The organism is Hyphomonas sp., assembly GCF_022844445.1.
Classification (GTDB): domain Bacteria; phylum Pseudomonadota; class Alphaproteobacteria; order Caulobacterales; family Hyphomonadaceae; genus Hyphomonas.
The window spans coordinates 154,646-172,933 of record NZ_JALHLS010000003.1 but is presented as its reverse complement, the minus strand read 5'-3'; the positions used below and the strand labels follow the sequence as shown (position 1 = coordinate 172,933).

17 protein-coding genes are annotated in these 18,288 nt (G+C 63.9%); 8 read left to right on the top strand and 9 right to left on the bottom strand.

Annotated features, from left to right (window positions below; all coding sequences use genetic code 11):
* The first annotated feature begins 41 nt into the window (after window positions 1–41).
* Entirely contained in the window at window positions 42–509 is a 468-nt protein-coding gene (locus Q0C17_RS05490; protein ID WP_291202554.1) for a GAF domain-containing protein, read from the top strand.
* Here the strand turns inward: Q0C17_RS05490 and Q0C17_RS05485 are convergent.
* The 4 genes from Q0C17_RS05485 to Q0C17_RS05470 form a co-directional block, all read right to left on the bottom strand.
* Window positions 495–2,270, bottom strand: a complete 1,776-nt coding sequence (locus tag Q0C17_RS05485; RefSeq protein ID WP_291202551.1) for a carboxylesterase family protein — start codon at window positions 2,268–2,270, stop codon at window positions 495–497. The genes Q0C17_RS05490 and Q0C17_RS05485 overlap by 15 nt on opposite strands.
* Window positions 2,271–2,349: 79 nt before the next feature.
* Window positions 2,350–3,456 (bottom strand): cystathionine gamma-lyase, encoded by a 1,107-nt coding sequence (locus Q0C17_RS05480; RefSeq protein ID WP_291202548.1) that lies wholly within the window; start codon window positions 3,454–3,456, stop codon window positions 2,350–2,352.
* Window positions 3,449–4,444, bottom strand: coding sequence for a glutathione S-transferase C-terminal domain-containing protein (locus Q0C17_RS05475; protein WP_291202545.1), 996 nt, complete (start codon window positions 4,442–4,444; stop codon window positions 3,449–3,451). Before Q0C17_RS05475 ends, Q0C17_RS05480 begins: the two co-directional genes overlap by 8 nt.
* Complete coding sequence (locus Q0C17_RS05470; protein WP_291202542.1) at window positions 4,441–4,863, bottom strand: DUF1330 domain-containing protein; 423 nt, start codon at window positions 4,861–4,863, stop codon at window positions 4,441–4,443. Before Q0C17_RS05470 ends, Q0C17_RS05475 begins: the two co-directional genes overlap by 4 nt.
* A 143-nt stretch (window positions 4,864–5,006) precedes the next feature.
* Here Q0C17_RS05470 and Q0C17_RS05465 point away from each other — a divergent pair, with 143 nt between their 5' ends.
* The 4 genes from Q0C17_RS05465 to Q0C17_RS05450 all read left to right on the top strand — a co-directional run bounded on the left by Q0C17_RS05465 (window position 5,007) and on the right by Q0C17_RS05450 (window position 9,761).
* Window positions 5,007–5,939 carry a hypothetical protein gene (locus Q0C17_RS05465; protein WP_291202539.1) on the top strand — a complete coding sequence of 311 codons (933 nt, stop codon included), beginning with the start codon at window positions 5,007–5,009 and terminating at the stop codon, window positions 5,937–5,939.
* A gap of 3 nt (window positions 5,940–5,942) precedes the next feature.
* A complete protein-coding gene (locus Q0C17_RS05460; RefSeq protein WP_291202537.1) occupies window positions 5,943–6,245 on the top strand; it encodes a YciI family protein in 303 nt (100 codons plus the stop codon).
* A gap of 87 nt (window positions 6,246–6,332) precedes the next feature.
* Complete coding sequence (gene ettA, locus Q0C17_RS05455; RefSeq protein ID WP_291202534.1) at window positions 6,333–7,997, top strand: energy-dependent translational throttle protein EttA; 1,665 nt, start codon at window positions 6,333–6,335, stop codon at window positions 7,995–7,997.
* Window positions 7,998–8,108: 111 nt separating this feature from the next.
* Window positions 8,109–9,761 (top strand): amidase, encoded by a 1,653-nt coding sequence (locus Q0C17_RS05450; protein WP_291202531.1) that lies wholly within the window; start codon window positions 8,109–8,111, stop codon window positions 9,759–9,761.
* 626 nt (window positions 9,762–10,387) lie between these two features.
* Here Q0C17_RS05450 and Q0C17_RS05445 read toward each other — a convergent pair.
* Complete coding sequence (locus tag Q0C17_RS05445; protein WP_291202528.1) at window positions 10,388–11,206, bottom strand: SDR family oxidoreductase; 819 nt, start codon at window positions 11,204–11,206, stop codon at window positions 10,388–10,390.
* Window positions 11,207–11,374: 168 nt separating this feature from the next.
* On the opposite strand from Q0C17_RS05445, the gene rpsD reads away from it, so the two are divergent.
* Entirely contained in the window at window positions 11,375–11,992 is a 618-nt protein-coding gene (rpsD, locus tag Q0C17_RS05440; protein WP_291202525.1) for a 30S ribosomal protein S4, read from the top strand.
* A 75-nt stretch (window positions 11,993–12,067) separates the two neighbouring features.
* Window positions 12,068–12,895: a polyphosphate kinase 2 family protein gene (locus Q0C17_RS05435; RefSeq protein ID WP_291202522.1), complete on the top strand. Its 828-nt coding sequence runs from the start codon at window positions 12,068–12,070 to the stop codon at window positions 12,893–12,895.
* A gap of 16 nt (window positions 12,896–12,911) precedes the next feature.
* On the opposite strand, the gene Q0C17_RS05430 is transcribed toward Q0C17_RS05435, so the two are convergent.
* Complete coding sequence (locus Q0C17_RS05430; protein ID WP_291202519.1) at window positions 12,912–13,847, bottom strand: DUF2807 domain-containing protein; 936 nt, start codon at window positions 13,845–13,847, stop codon at window positions 12,912–12,914.
* Between the two features lie 91 nt (window positions 13,848–13,938).
* Window positions 13,939–14,916 carry a GlxA family transcriptional regulator gene (locus Q0C17_RS05425; protein ID WP_291202516.1) on the bottom strand — a complete coding sequence of 326 codons (978 nt, stop codon included), beginning with the start codon at window positions 14,914–14,916 and terminating at the stop codon, window positions 13,939–13,941.
* Window positions 14,917–14,982: 66 nt separating this feature from the next.
* Between Q0C17_RS05425 and Q0C17_RS05420 the strand changes: the two genes are divergently transcribed.
* A complete protein-coding gene (locus Q0C17_RS05420) occupies window positions 14,983–15,675 on the top strand; it encodes a DJ-1/PfpI family protein (RefSeq protein ID WP_291202513.1) in 693 nt (230 codons plus the stop codon).
* Window positions 15,676–15,812: 137 nt separating this feature from the next.
* Here the strand turns inward: Q0C17_RS05420 and rimO are convergent, their stop codons facing one another.
* Together rimO and Q0C17_RS05410 are read right to left on the bottom strand one after the other, a co-directional pair.
* Complete coding sequence (rimO, locus tag Q0C17_RS05415) at window positions 15,813–17,171, bottom strand: 30S ribosomal protein S12 methylthiotransferase RimO (protein ID WP_291202510.1); 1,359 nt, start codon at window positions 17,169–17,171, stop codon at window positions 15,813–15,815.
* Window positions 17,172–17,240: 69 nt separating this feature from the next.
* The gene (locus Q0C17_RS05410; RefSeq protein WP_291202507.1) at window positions 17,241–18,263 is read right to left on the bottom strand and encodes a hypothetical protein; all 1,023 of its coding nucleotides are present in this window, start codon (window positions 18,261–18,263) and stop codon (window positions 17,241–17,243) included.
* Window positions 18,264–18,288: the final 25 nt, after the last annotated feature.

Here is an 18,288-nt window from a genome sequence, read left to right as displayed (position 1 = left end):
CCCGGAAGTACAGCCGCCAAAGGACCGCACGGAGGCCGCAAATGGACAAGGCTGAGGCATATCGCCAGCTCACCGAAGAAATTGCCAGTGTCGTGGCCGGAGAAACCTCCGAAACCGCCCGCTATGCGAGCGCCGCCTGCCTGCTGACACTCGCTTTCAAGCCGCGCTTCTTCTGGACCGGTTTCTATCTTGTCGATCCGCTGAAGCCGGACGAACTCGTTGTCGGCCCCTATCAGGGCACTCTCGGCTGCCTGCGCATCCCGTTCGGTAAGGGCGTCTGCGGTCATGTCGCGGCCTCGCGTTTGCCGATCATTGTACCGGACGTGCACGAGTTTCCCGGCCACATAGCCTGCGACTCCGCTTCGAACTCCGAGATCGTGGTGCCCGTCTTCAAGCCTGACGGCAGCCTTGCCGGCGTGCTGGACGTGGACTCGACAGAGTATGACGCGTTCGATGAGGTCGACCAGGCGGGCCTGGTCGAAATCTGCCGGATCCTACTCAGCGCCTAGGACAGGGCCGCCAACCGTTTCCAGTGTCTCCGGTTCCGGCGGCGGGGGCGGCGCAGGGGGCGGGCCGGCGATCGCCTCGATCCGGTCGCGCAACGCTTCCTCCAGAATGTCCAGCTTGCGCGCGCGCAGTCCCTCGATGGGTTCCGATACCGCGTCGAGTTTCATCCACACGTCTGCCTCCAGCGTTGTCGCCGGCCAGACCGGCAGACCCTCGCCGTTCGGATTGCCGGTGCGCGCAAAGTTCGACCAGTAGCTAACCATCCGCTTTGTCAGCTTCCGGTCGCCATCGGTCAGTTTCATGCCGCGAAGGTGGCTGTCGAACACGAACGAGATCTCGGCTGCATGGAATGCGCCAATAGTCTGTTTGCTTGAGGGCGGCACCCGCGTGAAATGATAGAGGTAGGTCGGCGCGCCCGATTGCGCGTTCTGCCGTCCAACAAATCGTGTGTGCACGCCGAACATGTCGTCGCCCAGCATCGCAGTCGCGCCCTTGTCCCACTTCTCCAGCGAATCCATTTCGTAAAGCGCCTGCAGCGCCTTCGCCGGGTTGAGTCCGAACACTTCGGCAAGGGCTTTCTCGCGCTCCTCCAGCGTCCCGGTCATCTGTGGCCGGACGATCGTCGGCGACTGGAACATGTCATAGAACAGAGAGGCTTCGTCCGCATTGTAGCCTGCCATCAGCGGCACGCTCGGCACATCTCCGTCCCGGAACGCTGCGCCGATCGCGCGCGGCATAACCCGCCCGTCCACCACCGGCAGGAAATAGCCATTGAGGTCGCTGCGGGCATTGGAGCGCGAGATGATCGCAGCCGCTGGAATGGCGCGCAGGTCCTTTGCGGTCGCTGCAGGCGGGACCAGCGTCGAGAGGAATTCCGCGCCCGCTTCCTCAGCACTCAGAATTCCGGGGAAGGGTGAGCGCTTCAGGTGCAGCACATTGCCCGTGCTCGCGCCGCTTTGCAGGATCGCTTTGTGAAACAGGCCATCGGCTGCAGGCAGAGCCATCAGTTCAGTGATCGACTGCGCCCCCGCGCTCTCTCCGAACACCGTTACGTTCTGCGGATCGCCGCCGAACGCGGCGATGTTGTCGCGCACCCAGGCGAGCGCCGCGGCCTGATCCAGCAGGCCGTAATTGCCCGATGTCCCGGCTTCCTCCGTCAGCGCCGGATGCGCGAGGTAGCCGAACGCGCCAAGCCGGTAATTGATGGTGACCAGCACAATTCCTTCTTCGACGAGTGCGTTGGACTGGTAAATCGATTGCGATCCCGAACCATATTGGTGCGCGCCGCCATGAAGCCACACCATGACCGGCTGCTTTTCCGTGCCCTTCAGGTTGCCCGTGCGCACGTTCAGCACAAGGCAGTCTTCAGCCTCCGGCGGGGTCTCCTGCGCTGAAATGGCAATCCGGGCGCCCATGCGCTCGAAGAAGGACAGGCCCAGACCGTCTATGATCTGGTTGACGAAACTCCCGTAACGAGTGCGCGGCTGGATGCATTCCGGGCCGAACTCGCGTGTATCGCGGGAGGTGGCGCCCCACTGGATCGGCGGCCCCGGCGGGGTCCAGCGCTTTGCCGAAGCATAGGGAATACCGTTGAAGACGCGGATATCGCCGTTGTCCCGGTCGATCCCGCCGATCACGATGCCTTGATGGATCCGCACAGGCTCCGAAATCTCCAACGGCTTCGGAGGCTGGCGCAGCGCGAACCAGCCATAAGCTGCCGCCGCTGCAAAAATGAAGAAGAGGACTATACTAATTCTGCGCATGTTTCGGTTCCCGGGCCCGGGCTGCAAGCCTTATACGAACGTGACTCGGCTGTCATGAATAGTCCGCAGGCCCGTGTTTTCAGACCTTTTCGAGGGCCGCCAGCGTTGCCGAGACAAGGTCCGCCACTGGCTCCACTCCGCAGGCAAAGCGGATGAAGCCCTCTGGCACCGCGTCGCCCCATCGGATGCGGCACTCGGCGCTCGAATGCACGCCTCCGAAACTGGTCGCTGCCGCCGCCAGCGGATGGCGCGCGATGAAGTCTTCCGCCGTCGCCCGGCTCTCAAGGCAGAAGCTGACAATCGGGCCATAGCCCTTCATTTGCCGCCGCGCGACCGGGTTGGCCGGATCGCCCGCCAGCCCCGGATAGCGCAGTCCCTTAACCCGCGCGTTGCCGCTCAGCGCGGTCGCAACCGCCATCGCATTGGCGTTCGCCCGCGCAACGCGCAGCTCCAACGTCTCCAGACCCCGGTGCAAAAGATAGGCATCGAAGGGGCTCACCACCGCGCCCGCCAGCCGTCGCCAGGTCCGCACGGGCGCCATCAGCGCCTCGCTGCGGCTCGCCACATGACCAGCCAGTATGTCCGAATGCCCGGCCATCGCCTTGGTGTCGGCCATGATCGAAAGGTCTGCCCCTAGGTCGAGCGGACGCTGGCACAGCGGTGTTGCGGTTGTGTTGTCGGCCACGAGGATCGTGCCTGCCGCTTTCGCCTTGGCCGCCACCACCGCGATGTCGCACACATCGAGTCCTGGGTTCGACGGCGTCTCGATCAGCGCCAGCTTCACGCCGGAGAAATCCGCGGCTGCAAAGTCGGCCGTGGCCACCGCGTGCACATGCACGCCCATCGGCTCCAGATGCGCCGCCAGCAGCGCCCGCGCATTGTAGTATCCGTCCGCATGCACCAGCACACGGTCACCCGGCCGCAGGTGTCCGTAAAACACCGCCGCTATCGCTGACATGCCGGACGGGAACAGCACCACATCGGCGTCCTCGATGATGCCGATCTCCTCTTCCACTTCCTCCACCGTCGGGTTCCCGTTGCGGCCATAGAAGTGGGTCCCGTCCGGGTTGCCCGGCTGGTGGAAGGTTGACGAGGCAATGATCGGCAACGCAATCGCTTCGCCCTTGGCCAGGCGCTTGGTGCGGTGATGCAGCAGCCGAGAAATCGGAGAATAGGGGTCAGTCAAGAATCCCGGCTCCTTTGCCCATAAGCGCGCTTAGCTGCGCTCTATCATCTGCGCTGAGCGCCTTCCAGCCGGCGCGCAGCGTGTCGAGGCACTTCGCCTGATACTTGAATACACCCTGCGCATACCGCTGACCTTCCAGCGTCACCTCGAATGTCTCCGCCCCGGCGGCCAGCGCCTCGGCATTCGCTTTGAGGAAGGGCAGGTAGGTATCGCCTGCCTGCGCCAGCAGCGCCTTCACCGGCGCTGCCGATATCGCCGCCGCCGGCTCCAGCCAGTCTCCGTCCAGCCCGCTCGCGTCATCCGCCAAGTCCAGCCAGCGGTAGAGGTAGGGCGTCTCTCTGCGCAGCCACGCCATCGGCGTCGGGTCCACGCTCATCACCTTCAGCTGCCCATAGAGCGCAATGTCCGCCAGCGAGATCCGGTCCCCGAACAGGAACCGCGTCGGCCCTGTCGCCATGGCTTCAAGCGCCTTGTTCGTCCTTTTCCAGCTTGCCTCGATGATCGGTGCCGTCTCTGGCGTGCAGCCGACCAGCGCCATACGCGAAATCTGCCGTGAGCGGATCATCGCCGCGTTGCGCTCTACGCCTTCGCGTCCCGCATTCGGCAGCGAGTCGAACATGATCCAGTTGGCGCACCATTCCGCATCGTCCGCATAGAACCAACGATAATGGAACATCGCTTTCATGAACCACTCGTCCGCCATGTCCTCGATCAGCAGGCAGACGAACCGCAGCTTCGGATCAGTTGGCACCAGCGCCCGGCCTTCGCCCTCTATCCCGAGCAGGAACGGTGTCGAGTCGTTTGTCCAGCCGCCATCGGGAGTCCGGATCACGGGGATCACCTGCGCCTTCACGTTCGGCATCACCCGCCCGCGATCCTCGGCTGTCATCCCGGTCCATGTGTGGGCCAAACGCTTCGCCCGGAGCGCCGCGCGCACCTTCAGCGAGTAGGGCGAGCCCAGCGCGCCGTAGACATCATATCTGCTCATGCCTTCTTTCCTCCTGCCCATGTGGGCCGCGTCACGATCAGCTCCTGACAGAGCAGCCCAGCCTCCCGGTGGCGCGCCATTTCCTTGTAGTCCCTGTGGTTCAGCGTGGCGATGAAAGATTGCCGGTCGGGGAAGTAGTTCACCAGCACCCCATCCCAGTCCCCGCCGCCGATGAAGTAGCGTTCCGTATCGCCCAGCAGCAGGGTGCTGCCGCCGACTTCCTCCATGGCCTGCGAGAACGCCTCCGAGTAGCGCAAATAGGCTTCCCGCCCGCTGATGTCCTTGCCATGCTCCGGGTCGCCCGGCGGATACTCCGCCTTGATGCGGAACTTCAGCAGGTTCACCTGCGCCACCGGTCCGTCATGCGGATCATCCCGGAAGGCGCGGAACTGGGCGGCGGTGGGCTGGAAGGCGGGCATTGCGGTCACTCCGTTTGCGCCGCGACACTAGCCCGGATTGCGGCCCTGTCACCTTCCGGCACGGGGTATGGCATATCGAATTTTCTTCCCTTCCAATGGCCGGGTGTGATTTCCTCTCCACCTGTCTCCCGGAAGGCCAATACATGCTTCGCACGATCCTCATTGCTACAACCGCGCTACTGGTCGTGATCATCGGCGCTTTCTGGTGGCTTTTGCTGGCCGACTCAAAAGCGCCGGCCGCGGCGCCTGGCCTGTTCGCCATCGAAGACTGGCGCGCCTTGATGCCGGAAGACGCCGCCAGCCTCCCGACCGAAATCCGCGTCCTCGAGATCGGCCGCGACAAAGCTCCCGGCTTCGCGGCCCGCGCCGGCGCCTTCGGCACCGACTGGAACACCACCTACCATTCCATCCAGATAGTATGGCCGGAACGTACGATGGTCATTGACGGCGCGATTGACGCCGACACGGCCATCGCCATGAAACAATCGGAGGCCGACTGGGCCTTTGATGCCCCCGCCTACGAAACGCTCCTCGCCGCGATGCTCGCCGCTGATCAGGTGCTGATCACGCACGAACATCTGGATCACGTCATGGCTGTTGCCCGCCACCCGGACCCCGCCACCCTCGCGCCGCGCCTGGTGCTCAACGCGCCCCAGATCGCTACCCTGCCGGTCTTCGCCCGCGGCACACTCGACCCCGCCCTCGCGGACCTTGCGCCCCGCCTCGACGGCACCGTTCAGCAGATTGCCCCGGGCGTCGTCATCGTCCCGGCCCCAGGCCACACGCCTGGTAGCCAGCTGGTCTTCATCCGCACGCAGGACGGCCGAGAGACCCTGCTGATCGGCGATGTCGCCTGGTCCCTCGACGCCGTCGAAACGCTCACCACACGGCCCGTCCTGACTCAGTACATGATCTTCGACCCCAACGAGGATCGCACTTCGGTAAAGGCCCAGCTGCGCGCCCTGCACGATCTGACGGTGTCGAATCCCGACCTTACCGTCGTCCCGGCCCATGACGGCAACCTGGTCGCCGGCCTTATCGCCGATGGCCACCTGATCAAAGGCTTCCGGAACTGACCCATGGCGTACTTCATGATGAAGCTGATCCCGCCACGTCCCACCTTCTTGCGCGATGCCACGCCAGTCGAACTGGAGGCCATGAGCCGGCACGCCATCTATATCCGGGGCCTGATAGGAGAGGGGAAACTCCTCGCCGCCGGCCCGGTCCACGACCCCTCCGGCGCCTGGGGCTTCGCCATTGCGGATGCTCCGGACGCCGCGATCGTCGACAGTTGGGGGCAGGCCGACCCCGTTGTCCAGTCAGGCCTCGGCTTCCGATGGGATGTCTTCCCGATCCTTTCGCTGCTCCGGCCGGAAACCTGACACCTTACCTTCGAGCTTGATCTTCGCCGCGCGGCGCGCCACATCGCGCGCTGATCCGTTTTCATGCCCATAAAGGAACCTCCGCCCATGGCCGGTCCCCAGTACGTCTTTCACATGCAGGGCCTCACGAAGGCCTATCCCGGCGGCAAGAAGGTGTTCGAGAACATCCACTTGAGCTTCCTGCCGAGCGCCAAGATCGGTGTCGTGGGTGTCAACGGTTCGGGTAAATCCACCCTGCTGCGGATCATGGCCGGCGTCGACAAGGACTTCGTCGGCGAGGCCTGGGCCGCCGACGGCGTGAAGGTCGGCTACCTGCCGCAGGAACCGAAACTTGATCCTGCCAAGAACGTGTTCGAGAACATCGCCGCGACCTGTCCGGAAAAGATGATGGTCGACCAGTTCAACGAAATCTCGATGAAGCTCGGTGAGGACTATTCCGATGAGCTGATGGAAGAGATGACCAGGCTGCAGGAGCGCATCGACGCGGCCGACGCCTGGGACATCGATTCCAAGATCGAGATGGCCATGAACGCGCTGCGCTGCCCGGAAAACGAAGCCGACGTGTCCACCCTCTCGGGCGGTGAGATCCGCCGCGTCGCCATATGCCAGCTGCTTCTGTCGAAGCCCGACATGATCCTGATGGACGAGCCGACCAACCACCTCGATGCCGAAACCGTCGCCTGGCTTCAGAACTACCTGATTAACTTCGCCGGTTGTGTCATCCTCGTTACCCACGACCGCTACTTCCTCGACGACATCACCAACTGGATTCTCGAACTCGACCGCGGCCGCGGCGTGCCCTTCCAGGGCAACTATTCCGGCTGGGTCGAACAGAAGGCCAAGCGGATGGAGCAGGAAGCGCGCGATGATGTCGGCCGCAAGCGCACGCTCGCCAAGGAACTTGAGTGGGTCCGCTCGGGCCAGAAGGCACGTCAGGCCAAGTCCAAGGCGCGTATCAACGCCTACGAGAAGATGGCCTCCGAAGCCGAGCGCGAGCAGGTCATGACTTCGCAGATCCGGATTCCCCCCGGCCCCCGCCTCGGCGGCGTCGTGCTGGAAGCCGAAAACCTCAGCAAGGCGTTCGGCGACAACGTGCTGATCGAGAACCTCTCCTTCAAGCTGCCCCCCGGCGGTATCGTCGGCGTCATCGGCCCGAACGGCGCCGGCAAGTCTACCTTGTTCAAGATGATCCTCGGTCAGGAGAAGCCCGACGCTGGCGCCATGCGCGTCGGCGATACGGTCAAGATCGGTTACGTTGACCAGAGCCGCGACAAGCTCGACCCCAACAAGAACGTCTGGGAAGAAATCTCCGGCGGCACCGACGTCATCGATCTCGGCGGTGTCACCGTCATGTCGCGCGCCTATGTCGGCGCCTTCAACTTCAAGGGCACAGACCAGCAGAAGAAGGTCGGCATCCTCTCCGGCGGTGAGCGCAACCGCGTCCACCTCGCGAAGATGCTGAAGGGCAGTCACAACCTGCTGCTGCTTGACGAACCGACCAACGACCTTGACGTGGAAACCCTGCAGGCCCTCGAAGAAGGCCTCGACAATTTCCCCGGCTGCGTCGTCGTGATTTCGCACGATCGCTGGTTCCTTGACCGCATGGCCACCCACATCCTCGCCTTCGAGGGCGACAGTCATGTCGAATGGTTCGAGGGCGATTTTTCATCCTACCTCGAAGACAAGAAACGCCGCCTGGGCGAAGATTCCGTCAATCCCAAGCGCCTCAAGTTCAAGAAGTTCGCGCGCTGAGCTTCGGCGCTCCCCCTCTCGGCCCGCGCGCGGGAGAGAGGGGCCGGGGTTCGGGGTCTTGCTCCCGAAGAGAACCGGTCTACCGTGTCCCCCATAGCCGGGAGACCCGCCATGAATCACATACTCACCGCCGCGATCAGCGTGCTCACCCTTGCGGCTTGCGCAACACCGGTGGCTTCTCCGCCTGTCAGCGGTGAGGCCGAGTTTTACGCGAAAGACGAAGCCGTCAATGCGCCCCCCGCGGCCCAAGCCCGCGGCCCCTACGAGGCAGACGCCCTTCTCGCCAGGTCCCTTCCGGAGATCTCCGAAGCGATCGTCAACGGCGAGACGACCTCCGTGCAGCTCACGCAGGCCTATCTGGACCGCATCGCCGCAATTGACCGCGCCGGCCCGCGCCTCCAATCCATCCTCTCGCTGAACCCTGACGCTCTCGCGCAGGCCGCCGCCTCTGACGTGCGCCGTGCCAACGGCCAGGCGCTGAGCCCGCTCGACGGGGTGCCGATCCTCCTCAAGGACAATATCGAAACGCTCGACCCGGCGCCGACCACAGCCGGCTCGCTCGCCCTCAAGGATAATGTCACCGGCCGAGACAGCCCGCTCGCCGCGAGCCTTCGCGCAGACGGCGCCGTCATCCTCGGCAAGACCAATCTCAGCCAGTGGGCAAACTTCCGCTCGAACTTCTCGCTCAGCGGCTGGTCGTCCGTGGGCGGACAGGTCCGCAATCCCCACATGCTGGACCGCAACCCCTGCGGCTCCAGCTCCGGCACAGGCGCCGCGCTCGCCGCCTCGCTCGCCGCAGGCGGCGTCGGCACGGAGACTAACGGCTCGATTATCTGCCCGTCCAACGTTAACGGCCTCGTCGGCTTCAAGCCCACCGTCGGCCTGATCCCGCAGGACGGCATCGTCCCGATCTCGCCGAGCCAGGATACCGCCGGCCCGATGGAGAAATCCGTGCGCGGCGCCGCCATGCTGCTGGACGCGATGATCCCCGGCGAGAACAGCTATTCGGCAGGCCTGTCGCCGGACGCCCTGAAAGGCATCCGCGTCGGTGTGCTGCGCAGCGCGCAAGGCAACAATCCGGATGTGATCGCCCATTTCAATGCTGCACTCGGCGTCCTGAAAGGGCAGGGCGCCGAACTCGTCGAGGTCGAGGCGTTTGACCCGCCGGAAGGTTTCTGGACCGCCTCGTTGCTCGTTCTCCAGTACGAGTTCAAGGCCAGCCTCAACACCTATCTCGCGGCGGCCCCGGTCGCCGTCACCACGCGCAGCCTCAGCGACGTCATCGCCTTCAACACCGCCAATGCCGAGACCGAGCTTGCCCTCTTCGGCCAGGATATCCTCGAGGAGTCCGACAAGCTTGGTCCACTCACGGATGAAGCCTACACCGAGGCGCTAGCCCTTGTTCAGTCCGCCACGCGCGAGAACGGCATCGACAAGCTACTGACCGATAACAACGTTGCCGTCCTCGTCGCCCCCGCCGGTCCGGTTGCCCCTCGCATCGATCCGGTCAACGGCGACGTCTGGCCCGAATGGGCTGGCGCCGGCTGGGCCGCCGCCATCGCCGGCTACCCTAACCTCACTGTCCCGATGGGTGACGTCCATGGCATACCGGTCGGCCTCTCCTTCATGGGCGGCAAGAACACCGATGCAGCCCTCCTCGGGTACGGCTACGCCTACGAACAGGCCAGCGGCATCCGCCTTTCGCCCAAATACCTCCCCTCCGCAGAAGCCCGCCCGGAGATCAACGCGGCGATGGAGAAGTAGGTACGCCTCACGCCAGCCAGCGCCATACTTTCCGCGCCGCAGCGTACAAAGTCTCTATACGGATCAGATCACCAAAAGAGTCCACCGGGAAGCTTACGCACACGCTCCGGCCCGGGTTGAGCTCCTTCCATGCCGAGCGTCCAGGCTGCCCTTTTGTCTGCGGTCTTCGCCTGGCGGCTGCGGCGGGTTTTCCGGCTCTTCCGGCCAATGTTTTGCTGGCAGATCGGCTGCATCTTCCGCGGCAAGATGGCCGGCAGCTTCAATTGCCTCCTCGGCGCCATCAATGGGTGGGGCCATCTGCATCGTTGCACGGGCGCCAAAGTCGCTGACCCGTCCGCCTGCAGAGCATAAGTTCCCGAAGGCAGAAGCGGGGACGATCCTGCAAAGGCCAGCGCCATACCCGCATCCCGGGAGACACTGCGCGCCCTCATCCTCTGCAGCCAAGGCGGTGCCGGTGGCTGCGCTGCGCGTGTTGACGCCGGGGGCTCGGCCCTCAAAGCCCGATACGTCCTGGTCACAAGACCCTCACTTCCGGTTGCTGCGCAATGGGACGTGAGGGTCTTCATCAAGCAAAACCAACCTCAACCGGCCGGGTAACCCCGCGTCCGGTCCTGATGGCTGCGCGCTTACCGCGCCGTCAGGCCGCCATCCACGATGTGTTCCTGCCCGGTCGAGAAGCTTGATGCGTCCGACGCCAGGAACAGAATCAGCTCGGCCACTTCTTCCGGCTTGCCCGCGCGTCCCATCGGCGTGCCGCCGAGCGCAACAATGTTCGGATCGAGCGCGTTGCCGCCGGAATGGGCGGTCAGAGCGCCTTTCTGTTCGGCGCTCATGGTCTCTGTGACGCGCGTGATTTCCTTCTGCCAGATCGGCGTGTCGATGATGCCGGGGTGGACCGAGTTGACCCGGATCTTAAGCCCCAGCGCGCCGCATTCGACCGCCGCTGCCTTCGTGAACAACCGCACCGCGCCCTTGGAAGCGCAGTAGGCCGCCACACCCGGCGAGCCGCGAAGCCCCGCCACCGAAGAAAGGTTGATGATCGAGCCTCCCTCGGTTTTCATCGCCCGCATCGCCGCGCGGGTGCCGAGGAAGACGCTGTCGGTATTGACCGCCATCTGTCGCTGCCAGTCGGCCAGCGAATAGTCCATCAGCGCCCCGGCAATCGCGATCCCGGCATTGTTCACCAGCACGTTGGGTGTACCGAACAGGCTGGTCGTCTCGGCGAAAATGGCGTCCCAGCGTTGCTCGTCGGTGACGTCCTGTTTCGCAATGGCGACCGTCCCGCCAGCCTTGGAAATCAGGCTTTGGGTCTCTTTAAGGCCCGCTTCGTCAACGTCAGTGGCCATGACTTTCGCGCCCTCGCGGGCGAGCGTAATGGCCGCTGCCCGCCCGATTCCGCTGGAAGCACCTGTAACTATTGCAATTTTACCGTTAACCTGGCCCATGTATTCCTCCCTTTTGTGAGGCCACACTAGCAGTCCCCGCGCTTGACGCGAGCGTCAGATTGGTGTTTTACCCGCGACTTCATGACGGGGTGGTGCGGAGCCGCCGTTGTAATCGTGGGCTCGAACGAGCTGAGCCCACCGGCCCGCGCTGAAAACTGAGGTACTGCCATGTCACGTCGCCATAGCGCGAAGTACAAAATCGACCGTCGGGTCGGTGAAAACATCTGGGGCCGCCCCAAGTCTCCCTTCAACAAGCGCGCCTACAAGCCTGGCCAGCACGGCCAGAACCGCCGCAACAAGGTCTCTGACTTTGGCATGCAGCTGATGGCGAAGCAGAAGCTGAAGGGCTATTACGGCGACATCACCGAGAAGCAGTTCTCGAAAATCTACGAAGACGCTGCCAGGATGAAGGGCAACTCGGCCGAGAACCTGATCGGCATCCTCGAGTCGCGCCTCGACACCATCGTTTACCGCGCCAAGTTCGTCCCGACGATCTTTGCCGCCCGCCAGTTCGTCAACCACGGCCACGTCACCGTGAACGGCAAACGCTGCAATATCGGCTCCGCACGCCTGAAGCCGGGTGACATTGTCCAGGTTCGCGAGAAGTCGCGCAACCTCGCCCTCGTCCTCGAAGCCCTCGGCAGCGGCGAGCGCGACATCCCGGATTACGTGGAAGTCGACCCCAAAGCGATGACCGCGCAGTTCAAGCGCATTCCGGTTCTCTCGGATGTGCCCTACCCGGTGAAGATGGAACCGGCTCAGGTGGTCGAGTTCTACTCCTCCTAAACCATCTGAATTCCTTGAAGTTTCGGGAAGGCCGCGCCAGACTGGTGCGGCCTTTTCATTTCAGGATACCGCGCCATGGCCATTCCCTCGATCGCCGCCGTCCGCAAGGCGCTCGTCGCGCCGCCCGGCAAGCCCTTCGATCTGTCGAAGCGGGACACGTCCGGCCGGGACGTCTTCGCCGACAAGGCCGAGGCGGAGACGAGCCTCAAGAAGGACGCAGCGGTCATCAACGAGCTGAAGGACATGCTCTATGCCGAAGGCCGCCGCTCGCTCCTCGTGATCCTCCAGGGCATGGACACGGCCGGCAAGTCCGGCACGATCAAGTCTGTCTTCTCGGAGACGACGCCGCTCGGCATGGAAGTAAAAGCCTTCAAGGCGCCCAGTAGCGAGGAGCTTGCCCGCGACTATCTCTGGCGCGTCCACAATGCGGTACCACGCCGGGGGCATGTCGGGATCTTTGACCGGTCGCACTACGAAGACGTGCTCGTCGTGCGCGTGCGTCAGTTCGCACCGCTGGAGGAAGTCGAGAAGCGCTACGAGCAGATCAACGCCTTCGAGAAACACCTCAGCGAGAACGGCACGACAGTGCTGAAGTTCATGCTCAATATCGGGTATGAGGAGCAGGGTATCCGGCTAAAGGAACGCCTTGAGGAGACCCACAAGCTCTGGAAGTTCAACCCGGTTGATCTGGATGATCGCTCGCGCTGGGCGGAATTCATGCAGGCCTATGAACTCGCGATTCACCGCTGCTCGACCCGTCATGCGCCCTGGCACATCGTGCCCTCTGACAGCCGGACGCGCCGCAACGCCGCGATTGCCCGCTTGGTCCGCGGCGCTCTGGAAGGCATGGACCTTAAATGGAAAGACCCGGGCCTGAAGCCCGAGTCCTTTGATTTTGGCTGAGGCCGGGAGGCGCCGTTCAGCTCTTGAATGCGACCGAACCGCCGCTGGACTTCGAAGCGTCCTGCGACTTCGGCGCGCCGCGGAACGTCACGTCGCCGCCGCTTGAGGCCGAGCCCTTGGCGCTCTCGGAGGCGTAAAGGTCAACTTGTCCGCCGCTCGATGCCTTGCCGGTGGCCGTGGCACAACGCAGTTCGTTGCCATCGATCTCAGCGCCTGAAGACGCTTCGGCGATGATCCCCTTGCAAGCGCCGGAGAGGTCAATGCTGCCACCGGAGGAGGCGTTAACATTGAAAGACCCCGCAGCGGCAGACACAAGGCTGATGTCGCCGGCGGAGGAGGCGTTCAATGTGTTCTCGCCGGCGCCTGTGACCTGGGCATCGACTTCGCCGCTGGAGGAGGCATCGATCGATACCGAAACCGCCTTGAGGGTGCGTGCATTGATTTCGCCTGACGACGATGCCTTGAGCGAGGCGGCGCGCGCCGTCCCTCCAAGGGTCATCTCGGCGCTGGACGAGGCGCCGGCGTCAAAGGCGTCGGAATCGATGGACTGCGCCGTGAAGCGCGACGACTGCGAGGCCTTCACGCCTTCAAGGTCGGGACCGGTAACCGTCACGTTGTAGACCGGCTTCTTCTTGCCGTTGACCTTGATGGTCTTGCCGTCGTCAGAGACGCTGACAGAGCGGTTCCAAAAGAACCAGCCGCCCTTGGAGGTGAGGCTGACACGCGACACGATCAGCGTTTCGCCGTCATTGCTGATCTTGGCATCGGAATAGTCGCCATCGCTGGATTCGACCACGACGCGCGTATTCGGGCCGGCCTTGTAGACGACGTTCATGGCGCCATCGACGTCGATGCGGGTGAAGGGTTTGGCCTCGAAAGCCTTGCCTTCGGCGAGCGCGCCAGGGCCGGCCAGAAGGGCAATGCTGGCGAGGGCGGTCAGGGCTTTTTTCATCTTGGGTGTCCTCTCAAGGGCGATGACACTGTATTGGATATCGAAATACGATATGTCAATCGTTGTTTTTCGATAAACTTGAAAATGCTGATCAAACAGGGCTCTTGGCCCGGTTCTGGCGGCGCAGGACCATCGGCGGCTGGCCATAGGCGCGGATGAAGGCAACCCGCATCCGCTCCGGATCACCAAAGCCCGTCTCGGCGGCGATCTGCTGGAGCGAAAGCCTGGTTGTCTCCACGCTCTGGCGCGCCGCTTCCAGGCGGAGCTTCTCGACGAAGCGCGCAGGCGTCGCGCCGGTTTCGTTGCGAAAGACGCGGGCGAAGTTGCGCGGGCTCATGGCAGCGCGGGCGGCGAGCGTGTCGACATCCAGCGGGAGGGCAAGATTCGTCCGTACCCAGCCGATCAGCTCATCGAACCGGCCTGAGGCGAGGCGCATGTCCTGCATCACGGAGAACTGGGATTGGCCGCCGGCGCGGCGCTGGTGGACGACGAGTTCGCGCGCGGCGCGGCGGGCGACGTCTTCGCCGAGATCGTCCTCGACCAGTGCGAGCGCGAGGTCGATGCCGGCCGTGATTCCGGCGGAGGTCCAGAACTTGCCGTCGCGCACATAGATGCGGTCCGCGAGGAGGCGCGTGCCGGGGAAGGCGCGCTCGAACTTGGCAGAGCGGCGCCAGTGGGTCGTGGCGCTCCGCCCTTCGAGCAGGCCGGCGGCGGCGAGCAGGAAGGCGCCGGAGCAGACCGAACAGGTGCGGCGCGTGCGGGTGGAGAGGTCGCGGATCGCGGAGAGCAAGAGTTCGTCGGTGTACGCTTCACGCGTGCCGTCGCCGCCGGAGACGATAAGTGTGTCCAGCTTCAGCCTTGGAGGCAAGGCATCGGACATCATCGAGACGCCGCAGGAGGCACGCACGGGCCCGCCACACAGCGAGTAGATGGTCAGCCGGTAAGGAGACGGCGACAGGCCGCGCGCAGGCATTTCGAAGACACCGATGGGGCCTGCGGCATCGAGCAGCTGGAAGCCATCGAAGATCAGGACGCCGATACTGCGCGAAGCTGATTTGGCGGAAACCATGGGAACTATGTCCTTTCTGCCAAATCGCTTCTAGGGCAGAAATGCGGGGCCAGCAAGGAGCCTGACATGAGCCAGCCCGCCTTTACGACGGTTTTCGCGATCTATCCAAACCTGACCCAGCTCGACTTTACCGGCCCGCACCAGGTGCTCTGCCGCCTGCCGGGCGCCGCGACGATTGTCGCCAGCCGTGATGGCGGCGAGATTGAAGCTGAAGGCGGCCTGGTGATCGGTCGCACCCGGAAGCTCGCTGATATCGAGCGCTGCGACCTGATCTGCGTGCCCGGCGGCATGAACGCGACCGAGACCGCGCTGGACGAGACCTTCGTCAACGAAGTGCGCCGCCTTGCGCTGGGCGCAAAATACATCACGTCCGTCTGCACCGGCTCGCTGATCCTTGGCGCGGCAGGCCTGTTGCAGGGCAAGCGCGCGGCGTGCCACTGGGCCTGGCGCAGCTTGCTTACGGAATTCGGAGCCATTCCCGACGAGGCGCGGGTCGTCCGTGACGGGAACATCTTCACTGGCGGCGGCGTGACGGCGGGCATCGACTTCGCCTTCACGATGATGACGGAGATTGCTGGCGAAGGCTATGCCAAGGCGCTGACGCTCGGCCTCGAATACGCGCCTGCGCCGCCTTATGGCTGCGGGCGTCCTGAACTCGCCGACCATGACACGCTGAGCCGAGTCGCCGGCAACATGGACAAGGTTATGGCAAAGCGCGTCGCCGAAGCGCAGGAAGCCGGGGCACGGCTGAGACGTTAGCCGGCCTTCGTTGGTTTCCCAGCGCAGCTGCCTCGGACGGGTCAACCCGAGCGAAGGGCAGGGACGAGAGAGGGCTGACCTGGTTCGGTGTGGCCCGTCCTTTGGCGCCGCTCAGGTTGAGTGTTGCTCGGCCTGGATCAGGCGGTTTCGCCGTAAAGGTCATAGTCGTCTGCACCGGTGATCTTGGTGCGGACGATATCCCCGGATTTCAGCGGTTTCTTCGCGGTCACATAAACTACGGCATCGACTTCCGGCGCGTCAGCCTTGGAGCGGCCGATCCAGCCGCCCGGGGACTGGTCGTCTTCGCCGTCGATGATGACATCCAGCTTCTTGCCGACCTGCATGGCAGCGCGCGCCGCGGAGACTTCAGCCTGCGCCGCCATGAAGCGGTGCCAGCGGTCTTCCTTTACGTCTTCCGGCACGTGGTTTTCCAGTTTGCCGCTTTCGGCATGAACGACGTTCTCGTAGCGGAAGCAACCGGCACGGTCGATCTTCGCTTCGCGGATGAAGTCGAGCAGGATCTGGAAGTCTTCTTCGGTCTCGCCGGGGAAGCCGACGATGAATGTGGAGCGGATTGCAAGGTCCGGCACATCGGCGCGCCATTTCGCAATGCGGGCAAGCACCTTGTCCTGGTTGCCGGGTCGCTTCATCGCCTTCAGCACCGGTGCGGAGGCGTGCTGAAATGGAATGTCCAGGTAAGGTGTGATCAGACCTTCGGCCATCAGCGGAATGATGTTGTCAACGTGCGGGTACGGATAAACGTAATGCATCCGCGTCCACACCCCGAGACTGCCGAGGCCCTTGGCGAGATCGAGGAAGCGGGTTTCGTATTCTGTACCGCGCCAGATTTCCGGCTTGTACTTCACGTCAAGGCCGTAGGCGGAGGTATCCTGGCTGATGACGAGGAGTTCCTTGACGCCGGCAGCGACGAGCTTTTCCGCTTCCGTCAGCACATGATGGATAGGGCGGGAGGCTAGGTCGCCGCGCAGTTTCGGGATGATGCAGAAGGAGCAGCGGTTGTTGCAGCCTTCGGAAATCTTGAGGTAGGCGTAATGGCGCGGCGTGAGGCGCAGGCCGCTTTCCGGCACGAGATCGAGGTGCGGATTGTGCGGGGGCGTCAGGTGGGTGTGCACCGCCTCCATCACCGCTTCATACTGGTGCGGGCCGGTGACCGCGAGGACCTTCGGATGTGCGCGCTGAATTACGTCCGGCTCGGCGCCGAGACAGCCTGTTACAATTACCTTGCCGTTTGCCTCGATCGCCTCGCCGATGGCCGCGAGGCTTTCATCGCGGGCGGAGTCAAGGAAGCCGCAGGTGTTTACCAGTACAAGGTCAGCACCCGAATAATCCGGGGCGATCTGGTAGCCCTCCGCGCGCAGGCGCGTGATGATACGTTCTGAGTCCACCAGCGCCTTCGGGCAACCGAGTGAGACGATGCCGACTTTCGGCGTCTTAGCGCCCTTGATCGGGGCGGGGGCGAGGGGCGTGATGGTCATGCGCGCCCTGCTACTCTGAAACAGGGGCGGAGAAAAGCCGCCGCCTGATTCTGGCCGGGTTCTGAACTGTCAGGGCTTACGGCCGAGACGGTTGACAATGTCCGCTGCGCGGGCATTCATCAGGCTCGCCATGTCGGTGGGGCTTTGGGACTTGGTCGTATCCGGCAGAACACGGATCAGGTGCTGCGCCGTGCCGAGGAGGTTTCCCATCTTGTCCTTGAAATTCGCGAAGATGGTGGCGGTGCCTTCCGAGGACAGGGTGACGCTGGCACGGGCAGAGCCGCCCGGGGAGATGTTGACCGGCATCATCCAGCCCATCTCGGCATTTGAGACGGAGAACTCGACTTGTTCGGCCTCACCGCTGCCCTGCGCGTAGACTTCGGTCACTGTGCCGAGGAGCGCTTCGGTAACACCGCTGAGGATGCCGCCCATGCCGAGGCGTGGGCCGGTCTGGGCCGGGTGATTGGACGGTGCGGCGGTGACGCGGATGATGTGCTGCGCGGCGGCTTTGATATTGCCGAGGGCGTCCTTGAAGTTGGCGAAGATGGTGGCGGTCCCCTCAGAGGTGAGCTTCACGCTGGCGCTGGTGGAGCCGCCCGGAGAGATCGTCACCGGCATCATCCAGCCCATTTCGGCATTGGAGGCGGAAAACTCCACCTGCTCCACGCCGTCACCGGCTTGCGCGATAACATCGGTGATAGTGCCGAGGACGGCTTCCGAGATGCCGCTGAGGGAGCCGCCGAAGCCGTAGCGGGAGGGTGGGGCGGCGGCGCGTCTCGCGGGGGCCGGCGTCACGCGGATCATGTGCTCGACCTGCGCGGCAATGTTGCCGACCTTGTCGGTGAACTTCGCGAAGATTGTCGCGGTGCCTTCGGTCGTCAGCTTGACGGTGGTGCTGGCCGAGCCGCCTGGGGTGATCGGCACCGGCATCATCCAGCCCATTTCGGCGTTCGAGGCGGAGAACTCGACCTGTTCGGCCCCGTGACCGCCCCGGGCGTACACTTCGGCGACCGTGCCGAGCACGGCTTCGGTGATCGCTGTGAGGCTACCGCCATAGGAGCCGTTAGTGGTAACTGTGGTCCGGTCAGCCATTTGCAAACTCCTCTGCCTTGAAGAC